Genomic DNA, 19975 nt, shown 5'->3' with positions numbered 1-19975 from the left:
TAATATTATTATATTAGTACTGCTCATAAATAATATTTGTTTTGATAAACCACACACTCACACTGAAACTCCTCGTCATTGTTTTTATGCTATTTGGCTACACTATTAACGGGCAATCATCAGAAGATTCTGAAGAACTAATGGGGTTTAAGGAGGAGATCTTAACAAAAACCAATGCTGACAACAGATATGCTAGCTATAACAAAGAAGGCTCAAAAATTATCTTTGAATCGAATCGCGACGGACACTGGCAAATTTATGTGATGGATATTAATGGCAACTCCCAACGTCGTTTAATAACAAGTGATTCGAACGATAGACGCCCCCGATGGAATCCGTTTAAGGACATGATCTTATTTGAATCCGACAGAACGGGAACTAGTGAAATTTATTCATACGATTTTGAAACAAATCGTGTAGAACAATATCCCATTAACCTTAATGGTAATAAATATTTTGCCGATTTCGCTCCCAATGGCGTACAACTTATTTTCTCACACGCAAAAAACAGCGAATACTTTGATATTTATACGTGTTCAACCAAAGGAAAACGATTAAAAAAAGTCATTAGTAACGAGTATAAAAATTTGTACCCCAATTTAACTCCCAGGGGTGATAACATTATTTATTATTCAAATAAAAATGTCCAAGGTGAAAGCAATATAATTTATACTTACAATCCGTACACCAAAGAAAAGAACCGCCTTACTTATTTTAAAGATGAAAGCTTAACACCTAGTTGGTCTAACGTAAGAGGAAGTCGTATAGCCTATTCTGCGAAAGTCGACGATATGGTGCATTCCGAAATTTTTATCATGAGAAACGACGGGACTCATAAAATCCAAATTACCTATAACGACACAGAGGACATTTTACCCATTTGGTCTCCAAACGACATCAACTTATTAATAACTGGATTTAGAAACGGGCACTACCAGATATGCAAGATTTTGCTAAAAGAACCTTTAAACCCCGAACAAAAGCCTTTAGACTAACTCTTGTTTTTTATTTTCCCTGAAAACAAACTCACATTAGATGTGAACGGATTTCCTGAAGCACGCCTAAAGGCCACAATTTGACCGCAATGCCAAAGCGCGTCCGATATAGGACCATTAATTAAATTCCAAAAAGGAATTTCCGTCTCTTCCAGATTAAACGGATTATCCTTTCTTCTCAAAACTTCTGAAACCAATTTTAAATTTTCTAGCGTTTTTTTTCGCTTGTCTTCGAAACTCAATTCTGCTTTATTAGCATCCTTATTACTTTCTAAAATACTGTTTCTAATAAATTTAGATAAACCATATAAATGCTCAATGGTTTCATCAGATGTTCGCGCCGACTCTATTGTTTTATATGCTAGATCTTCTGGTCTTAAACCTTCCGTAGCCCAGTAATAGCGAAATCCTAAACCATCAATCATACGTGCCGCGACACTAGCTGCAGTATAAGCTTCATCATAATCTGGAATTTCGTAATAAGGCAATGTTTCATCATTCATAGTTTGTGCAAAACTTTGGAAAGTTAAAATTGAAAAAAGAGCGATTAAAAATTTAGTCATAATTATTGTATTCCATATTTATCAAATAAGTAAACTAAGCTCGTCATGGTGGCAGCTCCTAGCTCTAGTTCACGTTTATTAACAGCATCAAATGTGTCAGTACTAGCATGATGATGATCGAAATAACGTTGCGAATCTGGCACTAAACCAACCAATACATTATCTTTCGATTTCAGAGGCCTTACATCTGCACCAGCATATCCTTTCTCAAAATAATGTATTAAATAAGGTTTAAATAATTCCTGCCAACTGAGTGCCTGCTGATAATTAGCTTCACTACAATTAAAATGAAATCCTCGGGGTGTAAATCCTCCAGAATCACTTTCTAGAGCAAAAACATGTGTCTCGCCTTTTTGTTCGGCCTCTTCAGAGTACTTATTTCCGCCACGCAAACCATTCTCTTCATTCATAAACAGCACCACTCGAATGCTACGTTTAGGGTTAATTCCTAAGGTTTTAAACAAACGCAACACTTCCATAGATTGTACCACACCAGCCCCATCATCATGAGAACCATCTCCTAAATCCCAGGAATCTAAGTGCCCGCCCACAAGCATGTACTCATTCGGAAATTCACTCCCTGTAATTTCTCCTATCACATTATAAGACAAGACATCTTTTAACTGTTTGCAATTAGTTTTAAAATAAAGTTTAATATTCTTATCCAGTTGAAGCATGGTACTTAATACCTCTGCATCATTGGTACTAATGGCTGCTGAAGGAATTCTCGACTCTAAAGGTAAATCATTATAAGTCATACTTCCTGTATGTGGCAAATCGTCTAATCGTAAATTCATAGATCGAACAATCACACCAACGGCACCAAATTTTGAAGCCTGAACAGCCCCTTCATAACGTTGATTCACACAACCCGAATAAGCTTCAAAAGTTTGTATTAAGTCCGCTTGCATAGGACGATTGAAAAAAACAATTTTTCCTTCAACCATCTCTTTACCTAAAGCCTCTAATTCTTCAAAATCATGAACCTCAACCACCTGTGCTTTTATCCCTAATGATGGGGTGGCCACAGATCCTCCCAAGGCACATATATTAACCGTAGTGGTTTTACCTGGCACAGTTTCTATGTAGGCGTACTCTTTGGCTCCTCTAACCCATTTAGGAACCATAACAGGCTGTAACCAAACCTTATCTAATCCTAAATTTCCAAGTTCTTCTTTGGTATATTCTACAGCACGTTCTGCACCTAACGATCCAGATAATCGACTTCCAATTTGATTCGACAAGTAATTTAACCAATCGTAGCTTTTTCCATTAGTTAATGAAGCTTTATAAATAGATTTAATTACAGCCTCATCCTTCTGAGCATGAGTATAAGCACCTAATAAAACACAAGTACAAATCAATATTTTTTTCAACATATCATGTAATATTTTACGCTAAAAATACCATTTATGTTAACAAGACTTCCAAATAAAATCTTAAATTAATTAAAGAACCTATTCATTTTCTAATTGTTCTTTATACAAATCAAGATTAGCTTTAACATCATCATCAAGCTCAGGCTCCTGTATATCGGTATATTGACTTAAGGTTTCAAGCATAATTTTTGCTACTAAATATCGTGCCGTAGGTTTATCATCAGCTGGTATTACAAACCAAGGCGCATGAGGCTTAGAGGTTTTATTAATAGCTTCTTGATAACATGCCTGATAATCTCCCCAGAGTGCTCTTTCTTTTAAATCACCTGGAGAAAATTTCCAATTTTTATTTCGTTTTTCTAACCTCCTAAGTAACCTATCTTTTTGTTCTTCTTTAGACAGATGCAAAAAGAATTTAAAAATAACAGTACCATTATTGGCAATATGTTTTTCGAAATTATTAATTTGTTCGAAACGAGTATTCCAGAAGGTTTCGTCAATATCATCAACCGATTTAATTTTTGGAATATTTTCACCCAAAATATACTCCGGATGCACTCTTGTTACCAACACATTTTCGTAATGTGTTCTATTAAATACTCCAAACTTTCCTCTAGCTGGTAAAGCAATATAATGACGCCATAAATAATCATGCTTTCGCTCTAAATCGGTAGGCACTTTAAAACTATGTACAATTATACCACGCGTATTAAACTCCTTAAAAACTTCTCGAATTAAGCTATCTTTACCGGCAGTATCCATGCCTTGCAAACAAACTAACACCGCATATTTACCATGTGCATACATGGTATCCTGCAAATCACTTAATTCGTCTCTCACGTCATCCAATTTCTTTTTTGCTTTATTTATTATAAGATGCGTGGATCTGTTTTTCAATAAAATATCTGAATCTACCTTAAAATCGTCTAGGTTTAATTTCTCCATTAGTTTATTCTTTATTCCTTTTAAATATAGGAAAAAGTATAAATTCGATGAACAGCAAAGCATTTTATTTAGTTTTACCTACATTTGGCTTACCTATTTATGTTTTAACCCTAAAATTATGAAACCCTATCTATTACTTTTTTTATCATTATTTATAACCCACCATTTTTTCGGTCAGGCAAAATGTGGTGATGCCGATTCCTATTTAGTCTATGCATATTCGAATGTTAAAGATTCTTATGAGGCTAATAATATTTCACATTTAAAATATTACGCCCACAAATCATTAGAAAATTTTGAAAAGGCAAAACAAAAATTAAAAGATTGTGGCTGTGAAACAGCTCATGAATTAGCCTTCAATAGTATTGAGCTATTGGCTAAGGTTGATGCTGCTGAGACTTATGAAGATGGTCGTTTTTTCGTTAAACGCGCTAAAGAACTTGCAAAGAACAGCATAATTGAACTGGATAAATTTAACGTAGCTGTTGCTAATAATACACCAACTGAGAGCATTAATGAAGATACCAATGACCTCGCGACCCTAGAAAGTGAGCAACTTAAACTAGAACAACAACAAAAAGCTTTACAACAAAAAGCCTTAGAAATACAGCGTAAACTTGAAGCCCAAAATGCAAAAGCTCTGGAATTAAAAAAAGAAAAACTCATCCAGGATTATGAATCTGTTATTCTTTTGAATATTAATGCTTACAATAATGCTTTAAAAACATGCAATTGCACTAATGACAGTATGGGGTCTAATGACTCTGGTTCTATATCAACCGATAACAGTTTGGAAGAAATAAAATCCTTCTATATATTAAGACTAAAAGCATTGGCCAACAAGTACATAAACTCATTAAACATATGTACTTCTACAACAAATTAAAGCAACGAAACACAATTAAAAAAGCCCTGATTTTATTTTAATCAGGGCTTTTTTTTTCTTAAAAGTTCTAATTATTTAGAAGCAAACAACTGTACATCTTGTTCACTTATCTCTTTACCTCCAAGGATAATTAAACGTTCTACGACATTACGTAATTCTCGAATATTCCCCGTCCAATCATATTCTTGAAGGAGTTTCACTGCCTTATCAGAGAACGATTTGGTTGCCGTACCATTTTCACCTGCCATTTTTTCGGCGAAATAATTAATCAGCAACGGAATATCATCACGTCGGTCATTTAATGGTGGGACTTGAATTAAAATAACAGCTAATCTATGGTATAAATCCTCTCGAAATTTACCTTCGGCAATTTCCTTTTTCAAATCCTTATTGGTTGCGGCAACAACCCGAACATTTACTTTAATATCTTTATCACTACCTACACGTTGTATACGGTTTTCCTGTAAAGCCCTAAGAACTTTAGCTTGTGCAGAAAGACTCATATCTCCGATTTCATCTAAAAAAATGGTACCACCATTAGCCGCTTCAAATTTTCCGGCACGGTCTTTCACGGCACTGGTAAAAGCACCCTTAACATGTCCAAAAAGCTCACTTTCGATTAATTCACTTGGGATGGCCGCGCAATTAACTTCAATCATAGGACCTTTAGAGCGCCCACTCTTTTGGTGTAACCAGTGAGCAACAAGTTCTTTACCTGTTCCATTAGGACCAGTAATGAGAACACGTGCATCCGTTGGTGCTACTTTTTCAATCATATCTTTAATTCGCGTAATACCATCGCTATCACCAATCATTTGAAAATTCTTCCCAACTTTTTTCTTAAGAAGTTTATTTTCAACAACCAATTCTTTTCTATCCAAAGCATTTCGAACCGTGTTTAACAATCGGTTTAAATCTGGCGGTTTCGAAATATAATCGAAAGCTCCTAAACGCATCGTGTTAACGGCTGTATCTAAATCGCCATGACCGGATATCATTACAATAGGGGTTTCTGGTTTCAACTTTTTCGTTGCCTCTAGCACTTCAACACCATCCATTTTAGGCATTTTAATATCGCAAAGAACCAAATCATAATCTTCATTTCTAATTTTTTCTATACCGGCTAAACCATCCTCAGCTTCTTCCACTTGGTAAGTATCACTCTCCTCGGATAATATTTTTACCAGCACACGTCTTATCGCAGCTTCATCTTCAACAACTAATATTTTTGGCATATCTCTATTTCTTTATTATATGAATGTCTCTTTGCGGGAATGGGATTGAAATGTTATTTTCTCTAAACAATCTATCAATTTCAAATCTTATATCACTCTTTGGAATATTGGCATTAAAACTATCTCCCAACGTAAATACGACTTTAAAATCTAAGGAACTATCACCGAAATTCAAAAATTGAACAACAACTTCTGGTTCAGGTAAGACCTCGGGATGTGTACTTGCCGCCTGTGTTAGAAGCTTCTTTACCAACTGTACATCGCTCCCATAGGCAACTCCAACCGTAACACTTTCTCTGGTATTTACTCCATTCTGAGTCCAGTTGTAAAGACTGTTTTCTAAATATAAATGATTAGGTATTACAAGTACTTTATTATCTATAGTTACGGCTCGTGTGGTTCTTAATTTAATTTCCTCAACACGACCTATCTTTCCATCAAGTTCTATTATATCACCTACATGAACCGTTTGATCGACCAAAATAAAAATTCCCGAGATTATATCTTGAAATAAGGTTTGCAAAGCTAAACCAACACCAATTAATAAAGCGGCAGATGCGGCAAATATGGCGGTAACATTTATACCCACGGAATCAAACACTACCAACATGACGATCATATAAATAATCCAACGAGCAAAAGAAAAAACTGTATTAAACTTTGCCTTATCCTCATTAGGCATTTTTCTCGTAACCAAGCTTTTTACCCACCTTAAAAGATAAGTTGTTATTATAAGAACAAATGTTACAAGTAATACATACTTAACTTTAAGAACTATTTGATGAGCTTCCTCGCCAGTGCCACTGGTAAAATCAATTAGTTTATAATTTAAAAACTCTACAATCTTTTCCCAAACAGAACTTTTAGATATTGTCTCTTCTATTTTTTCTAAATCTTGTGTCATTCTAATATTTTATCCATTTAATTAATTCTTTATAACTCGGCTTTTTACCATACATTAAAATGCCGACTCTATATATTTTTGCAGCAAACCAAACCGTTAACCTAAAGGTAGCAATCAAAATCAAAAATGAAACCAACTGTTGCCATATAGGAACCCCAAACGGAATACGCATAAGCATTACTACGGAGGACGTAAAAGGTATAAACGAAAATACCGTTGAAACCGTGCCGTGTGGATCCTCTATAACTGTGAAAATACCAATATAAACAGCCAACATAAGCGGCATAATAACAGGCAACATAAATTGTTGCGTATCAGTTTCATTATCGACCGCAGCTCCTATCGCAGCATACAATGAACTGTATAACAAATAACCTCCTATAAAAAATAGCACAAAAGCCACAATAAGATTGGTTAAAGGAAGATTGAATAAAGCTAATACAAAATTCTGAATCCCAACATTAACTTCCGGATTAGTCATAGCTTGTTTCATTATCTCCTCCTGAGGTGATTGCATTTCGGACATATTAATACCAAATACAAACGATAATACAGTTATCAAAACACCTCCTAAAATTAACCAAATTACAAATTGTGTTATTCCCGCAAGTGAAGTCCCTATTATTTTCCCCAACATAAGCTGAACGGGCTTCACCGAAGATATTATCACTTCAATAATACGACTCGTCTTTTCTTCGATTACGCTTCGCATAATCATGTTGCCATAAATAATAATAAACATAAATAGCAAATACCCCACCGCAATACCAAAGATTAGTTTTACCAGACTATCGGTTTTTGAAGTTTTTTCACCAGCAAAACTTTCCTGTTGTATGTCAACAGAAATCTTTGTTTTGTTAATAATATCAAGGTCTACCCCATTATTACTCATGTTTAAATTAGTGAGTTTTTGTTCTAACTTACTTTCTAAATCCGAAATTAAAGTTAACGATGGTGTCTCTTCAGAATAAAACTTGATACGATTGGAAATAGCTTGAAGACTATCATGCCTTTCTATATAAAGTAATCCGTAAGCACTGGTTTCTTTTACTACATTAATGGCATCGTCTAATGAAAGTTGCTCAAGCAAATTATAGGTAGTATGCTCTGTACTATTAAATACGTCCATTACCAATCTAGATTCATCTAAAACCGCAATGGTACGCACTTTATCTTTATTTATTTGAGATAAATAGGCTATAAATGCTGAAAGGGCAATGACAATAATTGGACTCAAAAAAGTCATAACTATAAACGACTTATTCCTAACTTTCGTTAAATATTCACGCTTAATTATAAGAGGTAAATGATTCATTAATACTAATTATTCTTTACGGTTTCAATAAAAATGTCGTTCACGCTAGGTATTAATTCAACAAAATGTGACAATTCGCCTTTAGTTGTTAAATAATTAATTAAGTCGTTAGGCAAATCGCCATTAACAAGCTTTATATTCAATTTTAACTCATTATCTAGTGTTTTAAAATTTGCCGTTGAAATTTCAAATTTCTCAGCCAACTCATGGGTAACAACCTCATGATTATCGGTTTTTAAACCTACCTCGAAGGTATTAATTTTATACTGTCGTTTAATATCGATTAGCTTACCATCGAGAATTTTATTTGACTTGTTAATTAATGCAATATCATCACAAAGTTCTTCTACTGATTCCATACGGTGTGTAGAAAAAATTACAGTAGCACCTTCATCCCGGAGGTGTAAAATTTCATCTTTAATTAAATTAGCGTTAATAGGATCAAATCCTGAAAAAGGTTCATCAAAAATTAACAGTTTTGGCTTATGAAGCACCGTAACCACAAATTGTATTTTTTGAGCCATCCCCTTGGAGAGCTCCTGAATTTTTTTATTCCACCAGTCACCTATTTCCAACCGATCAAACCAGTATTCTAATCGAGCTTTAGCTTCTGTTTTACTTAAACCCTTTAACTGTGCGAGATACAATGCCTGTTCTCCAACTTTCATCGATTTATAAAGTCCTCGTTCTTCCGGAAGATAACCAATATCTTTAATATGGTTTTCGTTTAAAAATTCATTATCAATTTTTACGGTTCCTGAGTCAGGCATCGTAATTTGATTTATAATACGAATTAAAGTGGTTTTTCCCGCACCATTCGGACCAAGAAGTCCAAAAATACTCCCCTTAGGCACTGATAAAGACACATTGTTAAGGGCTTTAAACTTCCCGAAATTTTTAGAAACCTCGTTAACTTCTAATAAGTTACTCATTTGTATTTTCTGAATTGACTTGTAGCTGTAAATATATTAAATGTTGAGTCATCACCCCCAGAACTTCAGGTTAATTTAAAAAAAGTCAACCTGCATAAATACCTAATTTGGTTATAGCAAACACATTTTAAATTACTTAGCAATTAAAAAACAAAACCCACCCTTTAAAAAGATAAAGGATGGGAAAAAAATTGCTATGAAAAAGAAAAATTATCACTAATACGTGATTAGTGATGAACCAAATATAGTTTTTTTTTCTTAAAAAATGTTAAAAAAATTTAAGAACTTATAAAAAAATGTAGCATAAATATATTAACTAGGAATAAGCTACATTTTATGAAAACATATCTTTTACTTTTTCAAAAAATGATTTATCCGAACTTTCTGGTTTTGGGGAAAAATGCTCATCATCCAACATGTTTTCAAAAAATTCGCGTTGTTGTTTATTCAGTGTTTTAGGTGTCCAGACATTAACATGTACTAATAAATCACCTCGGCCATAACCGTTTATATTTGGAATACCTTTTCCTCGTAAGCGTAAAATTTTACCAGACTGTACACCCGACTCAATTTTAATACGCACTTTACCTGTTACCGTTTCAATTTCCTTTGAAGCGCCTAAAACCGCCTCTGGGTAACTAACATATAAATCGTAATGCAAGTTATCGCCTTCTCTCTGAAGTTTATCATTGTGTTCTTCTTCAATAACAACAATAATATCTCCCGAAATTCCATTACCAGGCGCCTCATTACCTTTACCAGATACTTTTAATTGCATGCCATCAACAACCCCCGCAGGAATTTTGATCGTTACGGTATCTTCGGCAATTTTTAATCCTTGAGCGTCGGCATCAGCAGGTTTTTTATCAATAGTTTCACCCGCACCACCACAAACATTACAAGGCGCAGAAGTCTGCATTCTACCTAAAATAGTATTTGCTATGCGTGTTACCTGTCCTGTACCGTGACATGTTGCACATGTTTTATAGGTAGTTCCAGGGGCCTTTACTTTACGCTTTACCTTGATTTTTTTCTCAACACCATTGGCTATCTCCTCTAAAGTTAATTTAACACGAATGCGTAAGTTACTTCCTTTAGCACGACGTTGACCTCCGCCTCCGCCAAAACCGGAGAATCCTCCACCAAATCCGCCGCCAAAGATATCACCAAACTGACTGAATATGTCATCCATATTCATGCCTCCGCCACCAAAACCACCGCCATTTTCGAAGGCTTGATGACCAAATTGGTCGTAGCGTGCTTTTTTATCAGCATTGCTTAAAACTTCATAAGCTTCAGCAGCCTCTTTAAATTTTGTTTCTGCCTCTTTATTATCTGGATTTTTGTCAGGGTGATACTCTATTGCTTTTTTACGGTATGCCTTTTTAATTTCGGCCGCCGACGCTCCTTTACTTAATCCTAATACTTCGTAATAATCTCTCTTCGCCATGGTTTTGTTTTATTGCCCAATTACAACTTTTGGAAAACGAATCACTTTTTCGCCTAGTTTATATCCTTTCTCCACCACATCGATAATTTTACCTTTTAAATCGTCTGATGGTGCCGGAATTTGAGTAATGGCCTCATGTATATCTGCATTAAAAACATCTCCTGAAGCTACTTCAATCTGCTCTAATCCCTTTTGTTTTAGAGTCGTTTTAAGTTTATTACTAATTAACTCAACTCCTTTTAGTAATTCTTTCTCTTTAGTTTTTGAAATTTCTAAATAAGCTCTGTCAAAATCATCAAGTACTGGTAATAATGACACCATTACATCCTGACTAGCCGTTTTAAATAATTCGACACGTTCCTTTGATGTACGACGCTTATAATTTTCAAATTCAGCGAACAAACGCAAAAACTTGTCTTTTTCCTGCTTTAGTTCTGTTTGAAGTTTTTCTTCCGCCGTTTGCTCTTCTACCTGTTCTTCAACAACTTGCTCTTCAACCTCTACTGCTTCATTTTGCACAGCATCTTGTGGTTCTTTTTCTATATCTTTTTCTTGTTTACTCATTGCTGTATCCTATTTTTCAAATACTAAAATTAGTTGGCAAAAGTACTGCCATTATTATTAAAATGTCATAATGTCACCTAATTATTTTAATCTAAATAGTGAGAATTATAAATTTTATAGAATTTTTTGACTGAAATAATCAATTATGCTAGAATTAATTTAGCTTTTTGAATAATCCGAAGGTATTAAAATGTATAAAACGTGCAGTATTTACTCAAGTAAATTTTTAAGAGCTGGTTGTAAATGATGATATTTAAATAAGAAGCCCTTATCTTCAATTTTTTTGCAACTCACACGTTGACCTTCAAACAAAAGAACATGCATTTCACCTAAAATAATCTTCATTAAAAACTTAGGAATATTAGGCAACCATAAAGGTTTATGCACAATTTTAGCTACTGTTTTTACAAGTTCCTTATTAGAAACAGGATTGGGTGCCACCCCATTAAACACTCCTTCTAACTGATTCTTATAGAGAAAAATAAACATTCTTGCTAAGTCGTAAATATGAATCCATGATTGCCACTGTTTACCATTACCAAATGCCGAACCCAATCCATATTTTATTGGTCGGAGTAATTCCGGAAGAGCCCCGCCATTATTTGAAAGTACCAGTCCAACACGAATCTTGGTAACCTTAATACCCAGGGACTTAAAAGCATCAACTTCTTTTTCCCAGATATGAACAACTTCAGCTAAAAATGAGGTTATGTCTTCATGGTAGCTTTCATCATAATAATTCGTTAAGGAGTCTGGGTAGATACCAATAGCACTAGCCGAAATAATTTGATTAATAGAATGCAACTCTCCTTTTAAAGCATTACATAACAATCTCGTAGTATCACGTCTACTTGATATTATCTCTTCTTTATAACTTGGTGTCCATCTTTTAGAAATGGAAGCTCCTGCAAGATGAATAATAGCGTCTACTTCTTTAAAACAGGTTTCATCAATTTCCTGAGTTTTGGGGTTCCAATAAAATCCATTGTAAAGATTGCTTTGCTTAATTTTAGACTTTCGTGTAGTTAAATAATTAACTGCGATATTTTTTTTTAGACAAAGCTTAACAACCTCTTGCCCAATTAAACCCGTTGCCCCTGTAATTAAAACTTTCATCTAAATTGCTTTTTTTAATGAATCTAATTATCATCCATACCTTCCCTTATGAATCTAACTTATTTTAACTAAAAATACTAAAACAGCCACCCATTACCTACAGATTTATACTAGGTTTAACATATTTAATAAAGCTGTGTATCCTTTTTTAAAGAGGGACCTTTATAAATCAGGTTCTAATACCTTAGTAGCCCTAAGCATTTCTCGTTTTCCAGGCGGTCCAGGAAGTTTTTCAACTAAAAAACCAACTGCTTGCATGGCACGACGCACACTACCTTTTGCGGCATAAGTAACTAAAACTCCGTTGTTTTTTAAAGCGTCATACATGATTTTAAACATATCTTCTGTCCATAACTCCGGCTGAACTCTCGCGCCAAAGGCGTCAAAATAAATTAGGTTATAAATATTGACATCTCTAATATCTGCGAATTTCTTCTGTTGCTTTATAATTGAGAATGTATTAGAAACGACCTGATTTTTCTCCCACGAAACTTCATGAAGTTTAGTGAATTCAGTCAATTTAACTTCTGCCTTTAACTGTTGTACATAATTTAACTGAGCTACTTCTTCTAATGCAACTGGAAAAGCTTCTACTCCAGTATAATTAATATTTAAATTATGCTTTTCGGACTCCAATAAAGTTATAAAGGCATTTAGACCAGTACCAAAACCTATTTCTAAAATACAAATATTATTTTCTAACCTTTTTTTAGAATCAATTTCCAAGATATACGACAACCCGTGTTTTATAAAAACATGATAAGCTTCTTGTATAGCCCCATGTTTAGAATGATACTGTTCATTCCATTCCGGAATATGTATAGTAGAAGAGCCATCAGCTGTAACGATTACTTCTCGTTTCAAATTATTATTTTATTACAAAAATATCATTTTGAATAAATTTTATTTAAAAAATAAAGAAATAATCAATAATTCAATAAACCACTGTTTAAATCCGCAATATTTATTAAATCTTAAATAATTTCAAATAAAATTGATAATTTTAATTAATACCTGTAAATATACCTCTTTTTTAAAAACGAATTTGCTTAAATTTGTAGCTCAAAAATTATTATTTATGAGTGCAATAATCAACGATATAGAGATTATAAAGTCAGAATCATCGAAAATAAATGACGTAGATTTTGAAAACCTAAAGTTTGGCAGTGTGTTTTCTGACCATATGCTAGAATGTAATTATAAAGACGGAAAATGGGAATTACCAAAAGTTGTACCATTTGCTCCTATTACTTTAGATCCTTCGGCTAAAATTTTTCATTACGGTCAATCGGTATTTGAAGGAATGAAAGCCTACAAAGACTCGAATGATGACGTTTGGTTATTTCGTCCGTTAGAAAACTTTAAACGATTAAATATTTCTTCGAAACGTTTAGCTATTCCTGAATTACCAGAAAGTTACTTTATGGAAGGTTTAAAAGCGCTTCTAGAAGTTGATAAAGATTGGATTCCTAAACAAGACGGTAGCTCATTATATATTCGTCCGTTTGTATTTGCTTCAGGTAGTGGTTTTCATGCCTCTCCTGCCGACGAATACAAATTCATCATAGCAACTGCTCCATCAGGATCGTATTTCTCAGGAAAAATTAAGGTATTAATAGAGCAAAAATACTCACGCTCGGCTAATGGAGGCGTAGGTTTTGCTAAAGCCGGCGGTAATTATGCCGGACAATTTTACCCTACACAATTAGCTATTGATAAAGGTTATCAGCAAGTTATCTGGACAGATGATACTAACCACGAATATATTGAAGAAGCTGGTGCGATGAATATTTTTATTCGTATTAATGATACTTTAATTACAGGTCCAACAAGCGATAGAATTCTAGATGGTATAACCCGTAAAAGTATTATTGAACTGGCTAAATCTAAAGGTATCCCTGTAGAAGTTAGAAAAATCTCGGTACATGAAGTTGTTGAAGCCGCGAAAAATGGTAGTTTAAAAGAAATGTTTGGCGCTGGTACTGCAGCTGTTGTTTCTCCTATTTCAGGATTCGGTTTCCAAGATAAGGATTACGAATTACCAGAAATTGAAAGCACTTATGCTGACTTTATTAAGAAGAGCATTACCGATATTCAAACTAATAAATCTGAAGATCCGTTTGGATGGCGCTATAAATTATAATCACCCATTTTAACATAAAAAAAGAGAAGCCATAAGCTTCTCTTTTTTTATTTATCTAATATCGCTGCAATGTCAGGTTTAAAATAATTAGGCCCTTTTAATACTTTACCATCTTCTCTATAAATGGGCTGCCCGTCTTCTCCTAACTTACTCATATTGCTTCGTTGAATTTCTTCAAATACCTCTTCTATTTTATATTGCATACCATGCTCGATTATCGTACCACACAATATATACAACATATCTCCTAAGGCATCAGCAACCTCCACTAAATCATTATTATTTGCGGCTTCTAAATACTCTTCATTTTCTTCTTTCATTAAATTAAATCGCAACGTGTTTTTTTCAACACCTAAATCTGCATGAGGAGATTCTCTATGTCCTATTTTAAAAGCCTCATGAAATAATTTTACAGCTTCTATATTCTTCTTCATTTGCTATTATTTTCGTTAAATTTGCATAAAAATAACTATATGTTCAGTAAAGGTCAAATCATTTTCGGTGTTTTATTTTTTATCGCCTTTTCACTTATTATTGCCTACACGTACCGCAAAGATTTAAAACTACATAAAAAGTTTTATTCAGGGAGCATTTGGATGCTTATAGCCTTTATTAGTTTTATTTTATTTATAGTGGCCATTAAATTTATATTTAAATAAAATTAGGTTAGAATAATATTTATTTGTTTTTTAACGTTTTAAGACGCAACCATTTTATAAGTACCGCATCTTATAATCAACTAACTAAAAAGACTAACCAATGAATATTCTATTAATTATCGGTGCTCTTATTTTTATTAATGCCTTACTATTAATATTTAGTGTAAACAAAAATACTGAACCATAAATAGCACATCAACTAATCTATAGTATTCTATTTATTTTCAGTAATTAGATTTTCAATTTACTGGGGAAGATTTCCTAATGACAAAATCGTTTTTATTTGATTATATTTGTTATAACCACTCCCTATATTATGAAAATTTTAAAATTCTTTTTGCTATTACTGCTTACCGCTATTATTGGCATTTCTGTATATATAGCTGTACAACCAAATGAATTTGAAGTTACTCGAAGTCGTAAATTAAATGCTCCTGCATCTGTTGTCTATGACAATGTTATCGACTTCAAAAATTGGCCAAAATGGTCTTCCTGGGTGGAAGAAGACCCTAATATAATTATAAAATTCTCCGAGCAAACTAGTAATGTAGGTGGCTCCTATTCTTGGCAAGACAAAAATGGAGCGGGTACGATGAAAACTTTGAAAGCAACTCCAACATCTTCTATAATTCAAGAAATGCAATTTGAAGATTTTCCACCTTCAGAAGTCACATGGAATTTTAAGTCCAGTTCCGACAATACCACCAAGGTAATCTGGACTATAAAAGGTGAAAAATTACCTTTCGGATTTAAAGCATATACTTTATTTTCCGGAGGTATAGATAAACAAATTGGCCCTCACTACGAACGAAGCCTAGAAAAATTAGATAGTATTGTTTTGGCTAGTATGAAAGTTTACGATATTACTATCGACGGCCCCACATATCATAGTGGCGGCTTCTATATCTATAATACCACATCTTGTAAAATAAGTGATCTATCTAAAAATATTCATAACAAATTTCCTGAAATTATAAATTATGCGAACACTCATAATATTCATTTTTCGGGTAAGCCATTTGTAAATTATGAAAAATGGGATAAAGAAAATAATGCTGTTATTTTCTCATGTTGTGTTCCAACCACCGAAAAAGTAATTACTACAGCCGATAATATTCTTACAGGCAAATTAGACTCTTTTAAGGCGGTAAAAACAACTTTAACTGGCGACTATATTAATTTGAAAGAAGCTTGGGATACAACGTTTGAATATATTTCGGAAAATGACATTACGTTTTCTGAAAATGGTCCAATGATAGAAACCTACCATACTTCACCAAGTGACACTCCAAACCCTGCCAAATGGCGAACAGAAATTTATATAGCCATTAAAGAGGTAAAAACAACAAATTAATTTTACCTAAGGCTAGCTGATTTAGTGATCTTTGAACTTTTTAACCCCAGCTTCAATTCGGGTTTTTAAATAATTTTCTCGCGGCACTATGGGACAAGAATATTTATCATTATAAGCACAATAAGGATTATACGCCTTGTTAAAATCTATGATTAAAATATGACCATCAGGAATTCTCGCATCAATATAACGCCCACCTCCATAACTTTCTAAACCGTTAGTTTCGTCTAAAAAAGGTAAAAACAAATAATCTTCATAACCTTCCTTTTTCATTAACCCTAAATTCTGATAAATATTTAGGTTAAAAGTTTCACCTTTTAATTCGAATGTTAAGATGCCATATTTTACGTACTCAGGTAGCCTATCGGTTGTCGTTTTCATTTTAAATGATTGGCTATTGGGCGTTCTTTGTAGTTTAGCTTTTACCACATAAGTGGAATCGAACGTAAAGAAATCTAAACCTTCAAACTCAGTTCTGTCCTTCTCTTTTAACGGTGACTTAGTCGCGTCTTTAAATTCGGCATTTAACTCTTTTTGGAACGCCGTTTGCCCTTTTAGGTACTGCTTACCATTATCACAAGAAACACAACAAACCACTAATAATGTGACAATTAAAAAGACCTTTTTCATAAATATTTTATTTTGAAAGGAGCAACTTACAATATTTTTATATAAGTTTGTAACAAATAAAGGAAGAAATGCGTCGTAATATCACTATTTGTAAAATGCAAAACACCTATACTTCTAAAAGGAGAAGAAGGACTTGCTATACATTGTGCTGATGTTATTATAAAATATTACAATGTTTAAAAGTCCGACTTCATAGTCGGACTTTTTATTTTTAGTCGATAAACGACTTTTAATCAAAATTAACTATGATTAAAACAAACCAATGAAAACCCTTTTTAATAATTACCTAAAATCCTTTCATGGCCTTTCTTCCGAAATCTGGTGGCTGGCACTTATTACACTAATTAATCGTGCCGGAACCATGGTGATACCATTTTTATCATTATATCTAAAGGAAGATTTAAATTTCACGAACAGTCATATTGGTTGGATTATGAGCGCTTTTGGCTTAGGATCTGTTGCCGGTTCATGGCTTGGCGGTAAATTAACCGACACTTTTGGTTATTATAAAGTTATGGTTTACAGTTTATTTTCCACAGGGTTTTTATTTATAGCCATGCAGTATTTAAATACCTTTGTTTCTATTTGCATCGGTATATTTATTGTAATGTTAGTGGCTGATAGCTTTAGACCAGCCATTTTCGTAGCTCTCAACGCCTATAGCAAACCAGAGAATAAAATCCGCTCTTTAACGCTTATCCGTTTAGCAATAAACTTAGGCTTTTCTGCAGGTCCTGCCTTAGGAGGTCTCATTATAACAGAGCTCGGTTATGCTGGTCTATTTTGGGTTGATGGTATTACTTGTATTATTGCTACACTTTTAATGATAAAAGTGCTCAATCCCAAAAAAGCTAAAGTTTTAGATGAAATAAAAGTAGAAAATCCTGTTTCAGCTTATAGTGATAACATTTTTATGATATTTTTACTCGCAATGGCTTTATTTGGTATTGTATTTTTACAATATTTTTCAACCATTACCATTTATTATAAAGAAGTACATGTGCTATCTGAATTCGAAATTGGTATACTTTTAGGGCTTAATGGATTTCTAATTTTTATATTTGAAATGCCTTTAATAAAATGGCTAGAAAACTCAAAATACAGCAAATTAGGCCTCATGTTCTTTGGTGCTATACTTACTGGATTAAGTTTGCTAATACTTAATTTAACAAGTTGGTCGGGGATACTCGTAGTAGGTATGCTACTCATGACATTTGGGGAAATGATCGCCTTTCCTTTCTCTAATGCATTTGCTATCGAACGCGCTAAAAAAGGAAATCAAGGCGAATATATGGCATTGTATTCCATATCATTTTCTATTGCTCATATATTTGGGCATAATGCCGGATTGCAGTTAACAGCTCAGGTTGGTTACAATAATACTTGGTACATTATAACAGGAATAGCTGCCATCTGTGCATTCATTTTATTTAGCTTGAAAAAGAAGTTGAATACTGAAAAAAGAATTAAACTATGGAAAACAACTTAGATATATTAATTATTGGCGCAGGTCCTATTGGAATAGCCTGCGCTTTAGAATGTAAAAAACGAAACTGGAACTATTTAGTTATAGAAAAAGGAGCGCTAACGAACTCCTTGTTTAACTATCCAAAAAACATGACATTTTTCTCGACGTCAGAGAAGTTAGAAATCAATGACATTCCTTTTATTAGTAATAATCCAAAACCCAATCGGGATGAAGCTTTAGAATATTACAGACGTGTGGTTACCTCCAATAACTTAAATATTCATTTATATGAAACTGTTGAAGCTGTCAATAAAGAAAATGATGAATTTCAAATTTCTACCAACAAAAAAAAATACATTTCAAAACGTGTTATAATCGCAACCGGATTCTACGATATTCCTAAATTATTACATGTTTCTGGTGAAGAATTACCTAAAGTTACACATTATTACAAGGAAGCCCATAATTATTCCCTGCAGCATGTAATAGTGGTTGGCGCAAGCAATTCGGCGGTAGATGCAGCCTTAGAAATTTGGCGTAAAGGAGGTCGCGTTACTATGGTTGTACGTGGTGAATCTATTGGAGAGCGCGTAAAATATTGGGTTAGACCAGATATTATTAACCGCATTAAAGAAGGCAGTATCGATGCTTATTTTAATTCAGAAATTAAAAAAATTGGTACAGATACCGTAGATATTGAAACGCCCAATGGACTTATTACCATTCCTAATGACTACGTTGTTGCTTTAACAGGATATTTACCAAATTTTAAATTATTAGAGCAATGTGGCATTACTTCATCGGATGATGAAAAACATATCCCAACATACAATACAAATACTATGGAATCGAATGTTCCCGGATTGTTTCTAGCTGGTGTTATTTGTGGCGGTAAAGAAACCCATAAATGGTTTATAGAAAATTCTAGAATTCACGCAAAACGTATTGCTCAGTATATCGAAAAAAAACTATAGAATATTACAACGTATTATTTTGGCGGTTTTATTTCTTTATAACGAATAACATGAGATAATACAATCTGGGTTTTAGTTTCTCCATAAATAATCAATTGATCTATAAACGATTCCAAATGCTTCTGATTTCGTAAAACCACTTCCATGACTATATTTTCATTACCTGTTATTCTATAGCAATTTAAAACCTCATCATAAGTTTTAACTTTCTCTAAAAATGGCTTTAATTTTCCTATAAAAGCACGTAATGTAATAATAGCCTTTAATTGATGTCCCATGTCTAAAGGAGAAACCACTGTCTTATAACCTACTATAATTCCTGCATCTTCCATTTTCTTTATACGTTCCGAAACTGCCGGAGAACTAATACCTACTTGACGTCCAATTTCTGCATTAGACTGCCGTGCATTATCCTGCAAACACTTTAAAATCTTCCAATTAAGCGTATCAATATCCATATACA

At 33.5% G+C, this 19975-nt stretch carries 20 protein-coding genes; 6 read left to right on the top strand and 14 right to left on the bottom strand.

The features are described from left to right. Positions 1-41: 41 nt before the first annotated feature. Complete coding sequence (locus tag H611_RS0113370; RefSeq protein WP_157515090.1) at positions 42-995, top strand: PD40 domain-containing protein; 954 nt, start codon at positions 42-44, stop codon at positions 993-995. On the opposite strand, the gene H611_RS0113365 is transcribed toward H611_RS0113370, so the two are convergent. The 3 genes from H611_RS0113365 to H611_RS0113355 form a co-directional block, all read right to left on the bottom strand. Next, on the bottom strand, positions 992-1558 hold the full coding sequence (locus tag H611_RS0113365; protein WP_051238814.1) for a hypothetical protein: 567 nt from the start codon (positions 1556-1558) through the stop codon (positions 992-994). The two genes, H611_RS0113370 and H611_RS0113365, sit on opposite strands and share 4 nt — an antisense overlap. A 2-nt stretch (positions 1559-1560) precedes the next feature. Then, positions 1561-2937, bottom strand: coding sequence for a M20/M25/M40 family metallo-hydrolase (locus H611_RS0113360; protein WP_035483865.1), 1377 nt, complete (start codon positions 2935-2937; stop codon positions 1561-1563). 78 nt (positions 2938-3015) lie between these two features. Beyond that, on the bottom strand, positions 3016-3882 hold the full coding sequence (locus tag H611_RS0113355; RefSeq protein WP_027138860.1) for a PPK2 family polyphosphate kinase: 867 nt from the start codon (positions 3880-3882) through the stop codon (positions 3016-3018). A 118-nt stretch (positions 3883-4000) separates the two neighbouring features. Between H611_RS0113355 and H611_RS0113350 the strand changes: the two genes are divergently transcribed. Then, complete coding sequence (locus H611_RS0113350) at positions 4001-4768, top strand: hypothetical protein (protein ID WP_157515089.1); 768 nt, start codon at positions 4001-4003, stop codon at positions 4766-4768. A gap of 71 nt (positions 4769-4839) precedes the next feature. Here the strand turns inward: H611_RS0113350 and H611_RS0113345 are convergent, their stop codons facing one another. From H611_RS0113345 to mnmD, 8 genes are all read right to left on the bottom strand, one after another. Continuing rightward, on the bottom strand, positions 4840-6003 hold the full coding sequence (locus H611_RS0113345) for a sigma-54-dependent transcriptional regulator (RefSeq protein WP_027138858.1): 1164 nt from the start codon (positions 6001-6003) through the stop codon (positions 4840-4842). A gap of 4 nt (positions 6004-6007) precedes the next feature. Beyond that, positions 6008-6907 carry a mechanosensitive ion channel family protein gene (locus tag H611_RS0113340; protein ID WP_027138857.1) on the bottom strand — a complete coding sequence of 300 codons (900 nt, stop codon included), beginning with the start codon at positions 6905-6907 and terminating at the stop codon, positions 6008-6010. Between the two features lies 1 nt (position 6908). After that, a complete protein-coding gene (locus H611_RS0113335; RefSeq protein WP_027138856.1) occupies positions 6909-8222 on the bottom strand; it encodes an ABC transporter permease in 1314 nt (437 codons plus the stop codon). A gap of 5 nt (positions 8223-8227) precedes the next feature. Continuing rightward, entirely contained in the window at positions 8228-9154 is a 927-nt protein-coding gene (locus H611_RS0113330; protein ID WP_027138855.1) for an ABC transporter ATP-binding protein, read from the bottom strand. Positions 9155-9488: 334 nt separating this feature from the next. After that, positions 9489-10604, bottom strand: a complete 1116-nt coding sequence (gene dnaJ, locus H611_RS0113325) for a molecular chaperone DnaJ (RefSeq protein WP_027138854.1) — start codon at positions 10602-10604, stop codon at positions 9489-9491. Positions 10605-10613: 9 nt separating this feature from the next. Next, positions 10614-11168, bottom strand: coding sequence for a nucleotide exchange factor GrpE (locus H611_RS0113320; protein ID WP_027138853.1), 555 nt, complete (start codon positions 11166-11168; stop codon positions 10614-10616). Positions 11169-11378: 210 nt separating this feature from the next. Continuing rightward, the gene (locus tag H611_RS0113315) at positions 11379-12284 is read right to left on the bottom strand and encodes a TIGR01777 family oxidoreductase (RefSeq protein WP_027138852.1); all 906 of its coding nucleotides are present in this window, start codon (positions 12282-12284) and stop codon (positions 11379-11381) included. Positions 12285-12446: 162 nt separating this feature from the next. Then, on the bottom strand, positions 12447-13148 hold the full coding sequence (mnmD, locus tag H611_RS0113310; protein ID WP_027138851.1) for a tRNA (5-methylaminomethyl-2-thiouridine)(34)-methyltransferase MnmD: 702 nt from the start codon (positions 13146-13148) through the stop codon (positions 12447-12449). Positions 13149-13362: 214 nt separating this feature from the next. Between mnmD and H611_RS0113305 the strand changes: the two genes are divergently transcribed. Continuing rightward, entirely contained in the window at positions 13363-14427 is a 1065-nt protein-coding gene (locus H611_RS0113305) for a branched-chain amino acid aminotransferase (protein WP_027138850.1), read from the top strand. A 47-nt stretch (positions 14428-14474) separates the two neighbouring features. Here H611_RS0113305 and H611_RS0113300 read toward each other — a convergent pair whose 3' ends face one another. Then, positions 14475-14861 (bottom strand): pyrophosphohydrolase domain-containing protein, encoded by a 387-nt coding sequence (locus H611_RS0113300; protein WP_027138849.1) that lies wholly within the window; start codon positions 14859-14861, stop codon positions 14475-14477. Between the two features lie 541 nt (positions 14862-15402). On the opposite strand from H611_RS0113300, the gene H611_RS0113290 reads away from it, so the two are divergent. Then, positions 15403-16440 (top strand): SRPBCC family protein, encoded by a 1038-nt coding sequence (locus H611_RS0113290; RefSeq protein ID WP_027138847.1) that lies wholly within the window; start codon positions 15403-15405, stop codon positions 16438-16440. A gap of 21 nt (positions 16441-16461) precedes the next feature. On the opposite strand, the gene H611_RS0113285 is transcribed toward H611_RS0113290, so the two are convergent. Next, entirely contained in the window at positions 16462-17070 is a 609-nt protein-coding gene (locus H611_RS0113285; protein WP_027138846.1) for a DUF1684 domain-containing protein, read from the bottom strand. A 262-nt stretch (positions 17071-17332) separates the two neighbouring features. Between H611_RS0113285 and H611_RS0113280 the strand changes: the two genes are divergently transcribed. Then, complete coding sequence (locus H611_RS0113280; RefSeq protein ID WP_027138845.1) at positions 17333-18559, top strand: MFS transporter; 1227 nt, start codon at positions 17333-17335, stop codon at positions 18557-18559. Further along, entirely contained in the window at positions 18544-19512 is a 969-nt protein-coding gene (locus tag H611_RS0113275; protein WP_027138844.1) for a YpdA family putative bacillithiol disulfide reductase, read from the top strand. The genes H611_RS0113280 and H611_RS0113275 overlap by 16 nt, the downstream gene beginning before the upstream one ends. A gap of 14 nt (positions 19513-19526) precedes the next feature. Here H611_RS0113275 and H611_RS0113270 read toward each other — a convergent pair whose 3' ends face one another. After that, positions 19527-19970 carry an Lrp/AsnC family transcriptional regulator gene (locus tag H611_RS0113270; RefSeq protein WP_027138843.1) on the bottom strand — a complete coding sequence of 148 codons (444 nt, stop codon included), beginning with the start codon at positions 19968-19970 and terminating at the stop codon, positions 19527-19529. Between the last annotated feature and the right edge of the window lie 5 nt (positions 19971-19975).

The sequence above is a fragment of the Gaetbulibacter saemankumensis DSM 17032 genome (assembly GCF_000425645.1).
Lineage (GTDB): Bacteria > Bacteroidota > Bacteroidia > Flavobacteriales > Flavobacteriaceae > Gaetbulibacter > Gaetbulibacter saemankumensis.
Note: the sequence above shows the minus strand (reverse complement) of the source record. Positions and strands in the feature narration are given on the sequence as shown.

Excerpts from the sequence above, each read along its gene's own strand:
- H611_RS0113335 (WP_027138856.1), bottom strand. The coding sequence starts at position 8,222 with ATGAATCATTTACCTCTTATAATTAAGCGTGAATATTTAACGAAAGTT.
- dnaJ (WP_027138854.1), bottom strand. The coding sequence starts at position 10,604 with ATGGCGAAGAGAGATTATTACGAAGTATTAGGATTAAGTAAAGGAGCG.
- H611_RS0113330 (WP_027138855.1), bottom strand. The coding sequence starts at position 9,154 with ATGAGTAACTTATTAGAAGTTAACGAGGTTTCTAAAAATTTCGGGAAG.
- H611_RS0113270 (WP_027138843.1), bottom strand. The coding sequence starts at position 19,970 with ATGGATATTGATACGCTTAATTGGAAGATTTTAAAGTGTTTGCAGGAT.
- H611_RS0113345 (WP_027138858.1), bottom strand. The coding sequence starts at position 6,003 with ATGCCAAAAATATTAGTTGTTGAAGATGAAGCTGCGATAAGACGTGTG.
- H611_RS0113320 (WP_027138853.1), bottom strand. The coding sequence starts at position 11,168 with ATGAGTAAACAAGAAAAAGATATAGAAAAAGAACCACAAGATGCTGTG.
- H611_RS0113280 (WP_027138845.1), top strand. The coding sequence starts at position 17,333 with ATGAAAACCCTTTTTAATAATTACCTAAAATCCTTTCATGGCCTTTCT.
- H611_RS0113285 (WP_027138846.1), bottom strand. The coding sequence starts at position 17,070 with ATGAAAAAGGTCTTTTTAATTGTCACATTATTAGTGGTTTGTTGTGTT.
- H611_RS0113340 (WP_027138857.1), bottom strand. The coding sequence starts at position 6,907 with ATGACACAAGATTTAGAAAAAATAGAAGAGACAATATCTAAAAGTTCT.
- H611_RS0113350 (WP_157515089.1), top strand. The coding sequence starts at position 4,001 with ATGAAACCCTATCTATTACTTTTTTTATCATTATTTATAACCCACCAT.
- H611_RS0113365 (WP_051238814.1), bottom strand. The coding sequence starts at position 1,558 with ATGACTAAATTTTTAATCGCTCTTTTTTCAATTTTAACTTTCCAAAGT.
- H611_RS0113360 (WP_035483865.1), bottom strand. The coding sequence starts at position 2,937 with ATGTTGAAAAAAATATTGATTTGTACTTGTGTTTTATTAGGTGCTTAT.
- H611_RS0113275 (WP_027138844.1), top strand. The coding sequence starts at position 18,544 with ATGGAAAACAACTTAGATATATTAATTATTGGCGCAGGTCCTATTGGA.
- H611_RS0113305 (WP_027138850.1), top strand. The coding sequence starts at position 13,363 with ATGAGTGCAATAATCAACGATATAGAGATTATAAAGTCAGAATCATCG.
- H611_RS0113315 (WP_027138852.1), bottom strand. The coding sequence starts at position 12,284 with ATGAAAGTTTTAATTACAGGGGCAACGGGTTTAATTGGGCAAGAGGTT.
- H611_RS0113290 (WP_027138847.1), top strand. The coding sequence starts at position 15,403 with ATGAAAATTTTAAAATTCTTTTTGCTATTACTGCTTACCGCTATTATT.
- H611_RS0113355 (WP_027138860.1), bottom strand. The coding sequence starts at position 3,882 with ATGGAGAAATTAAACCTAGACGATTTTAAGGTAGATTCAGATATTTTA.
- H611_RS0113300 (WP_027138849.1), bottom strand. The coding sequence starts at position 14,861 with ATGAAGAAGAATATAGAAGCTGTAAAATTATTTCATGAGGCTTTTAAA.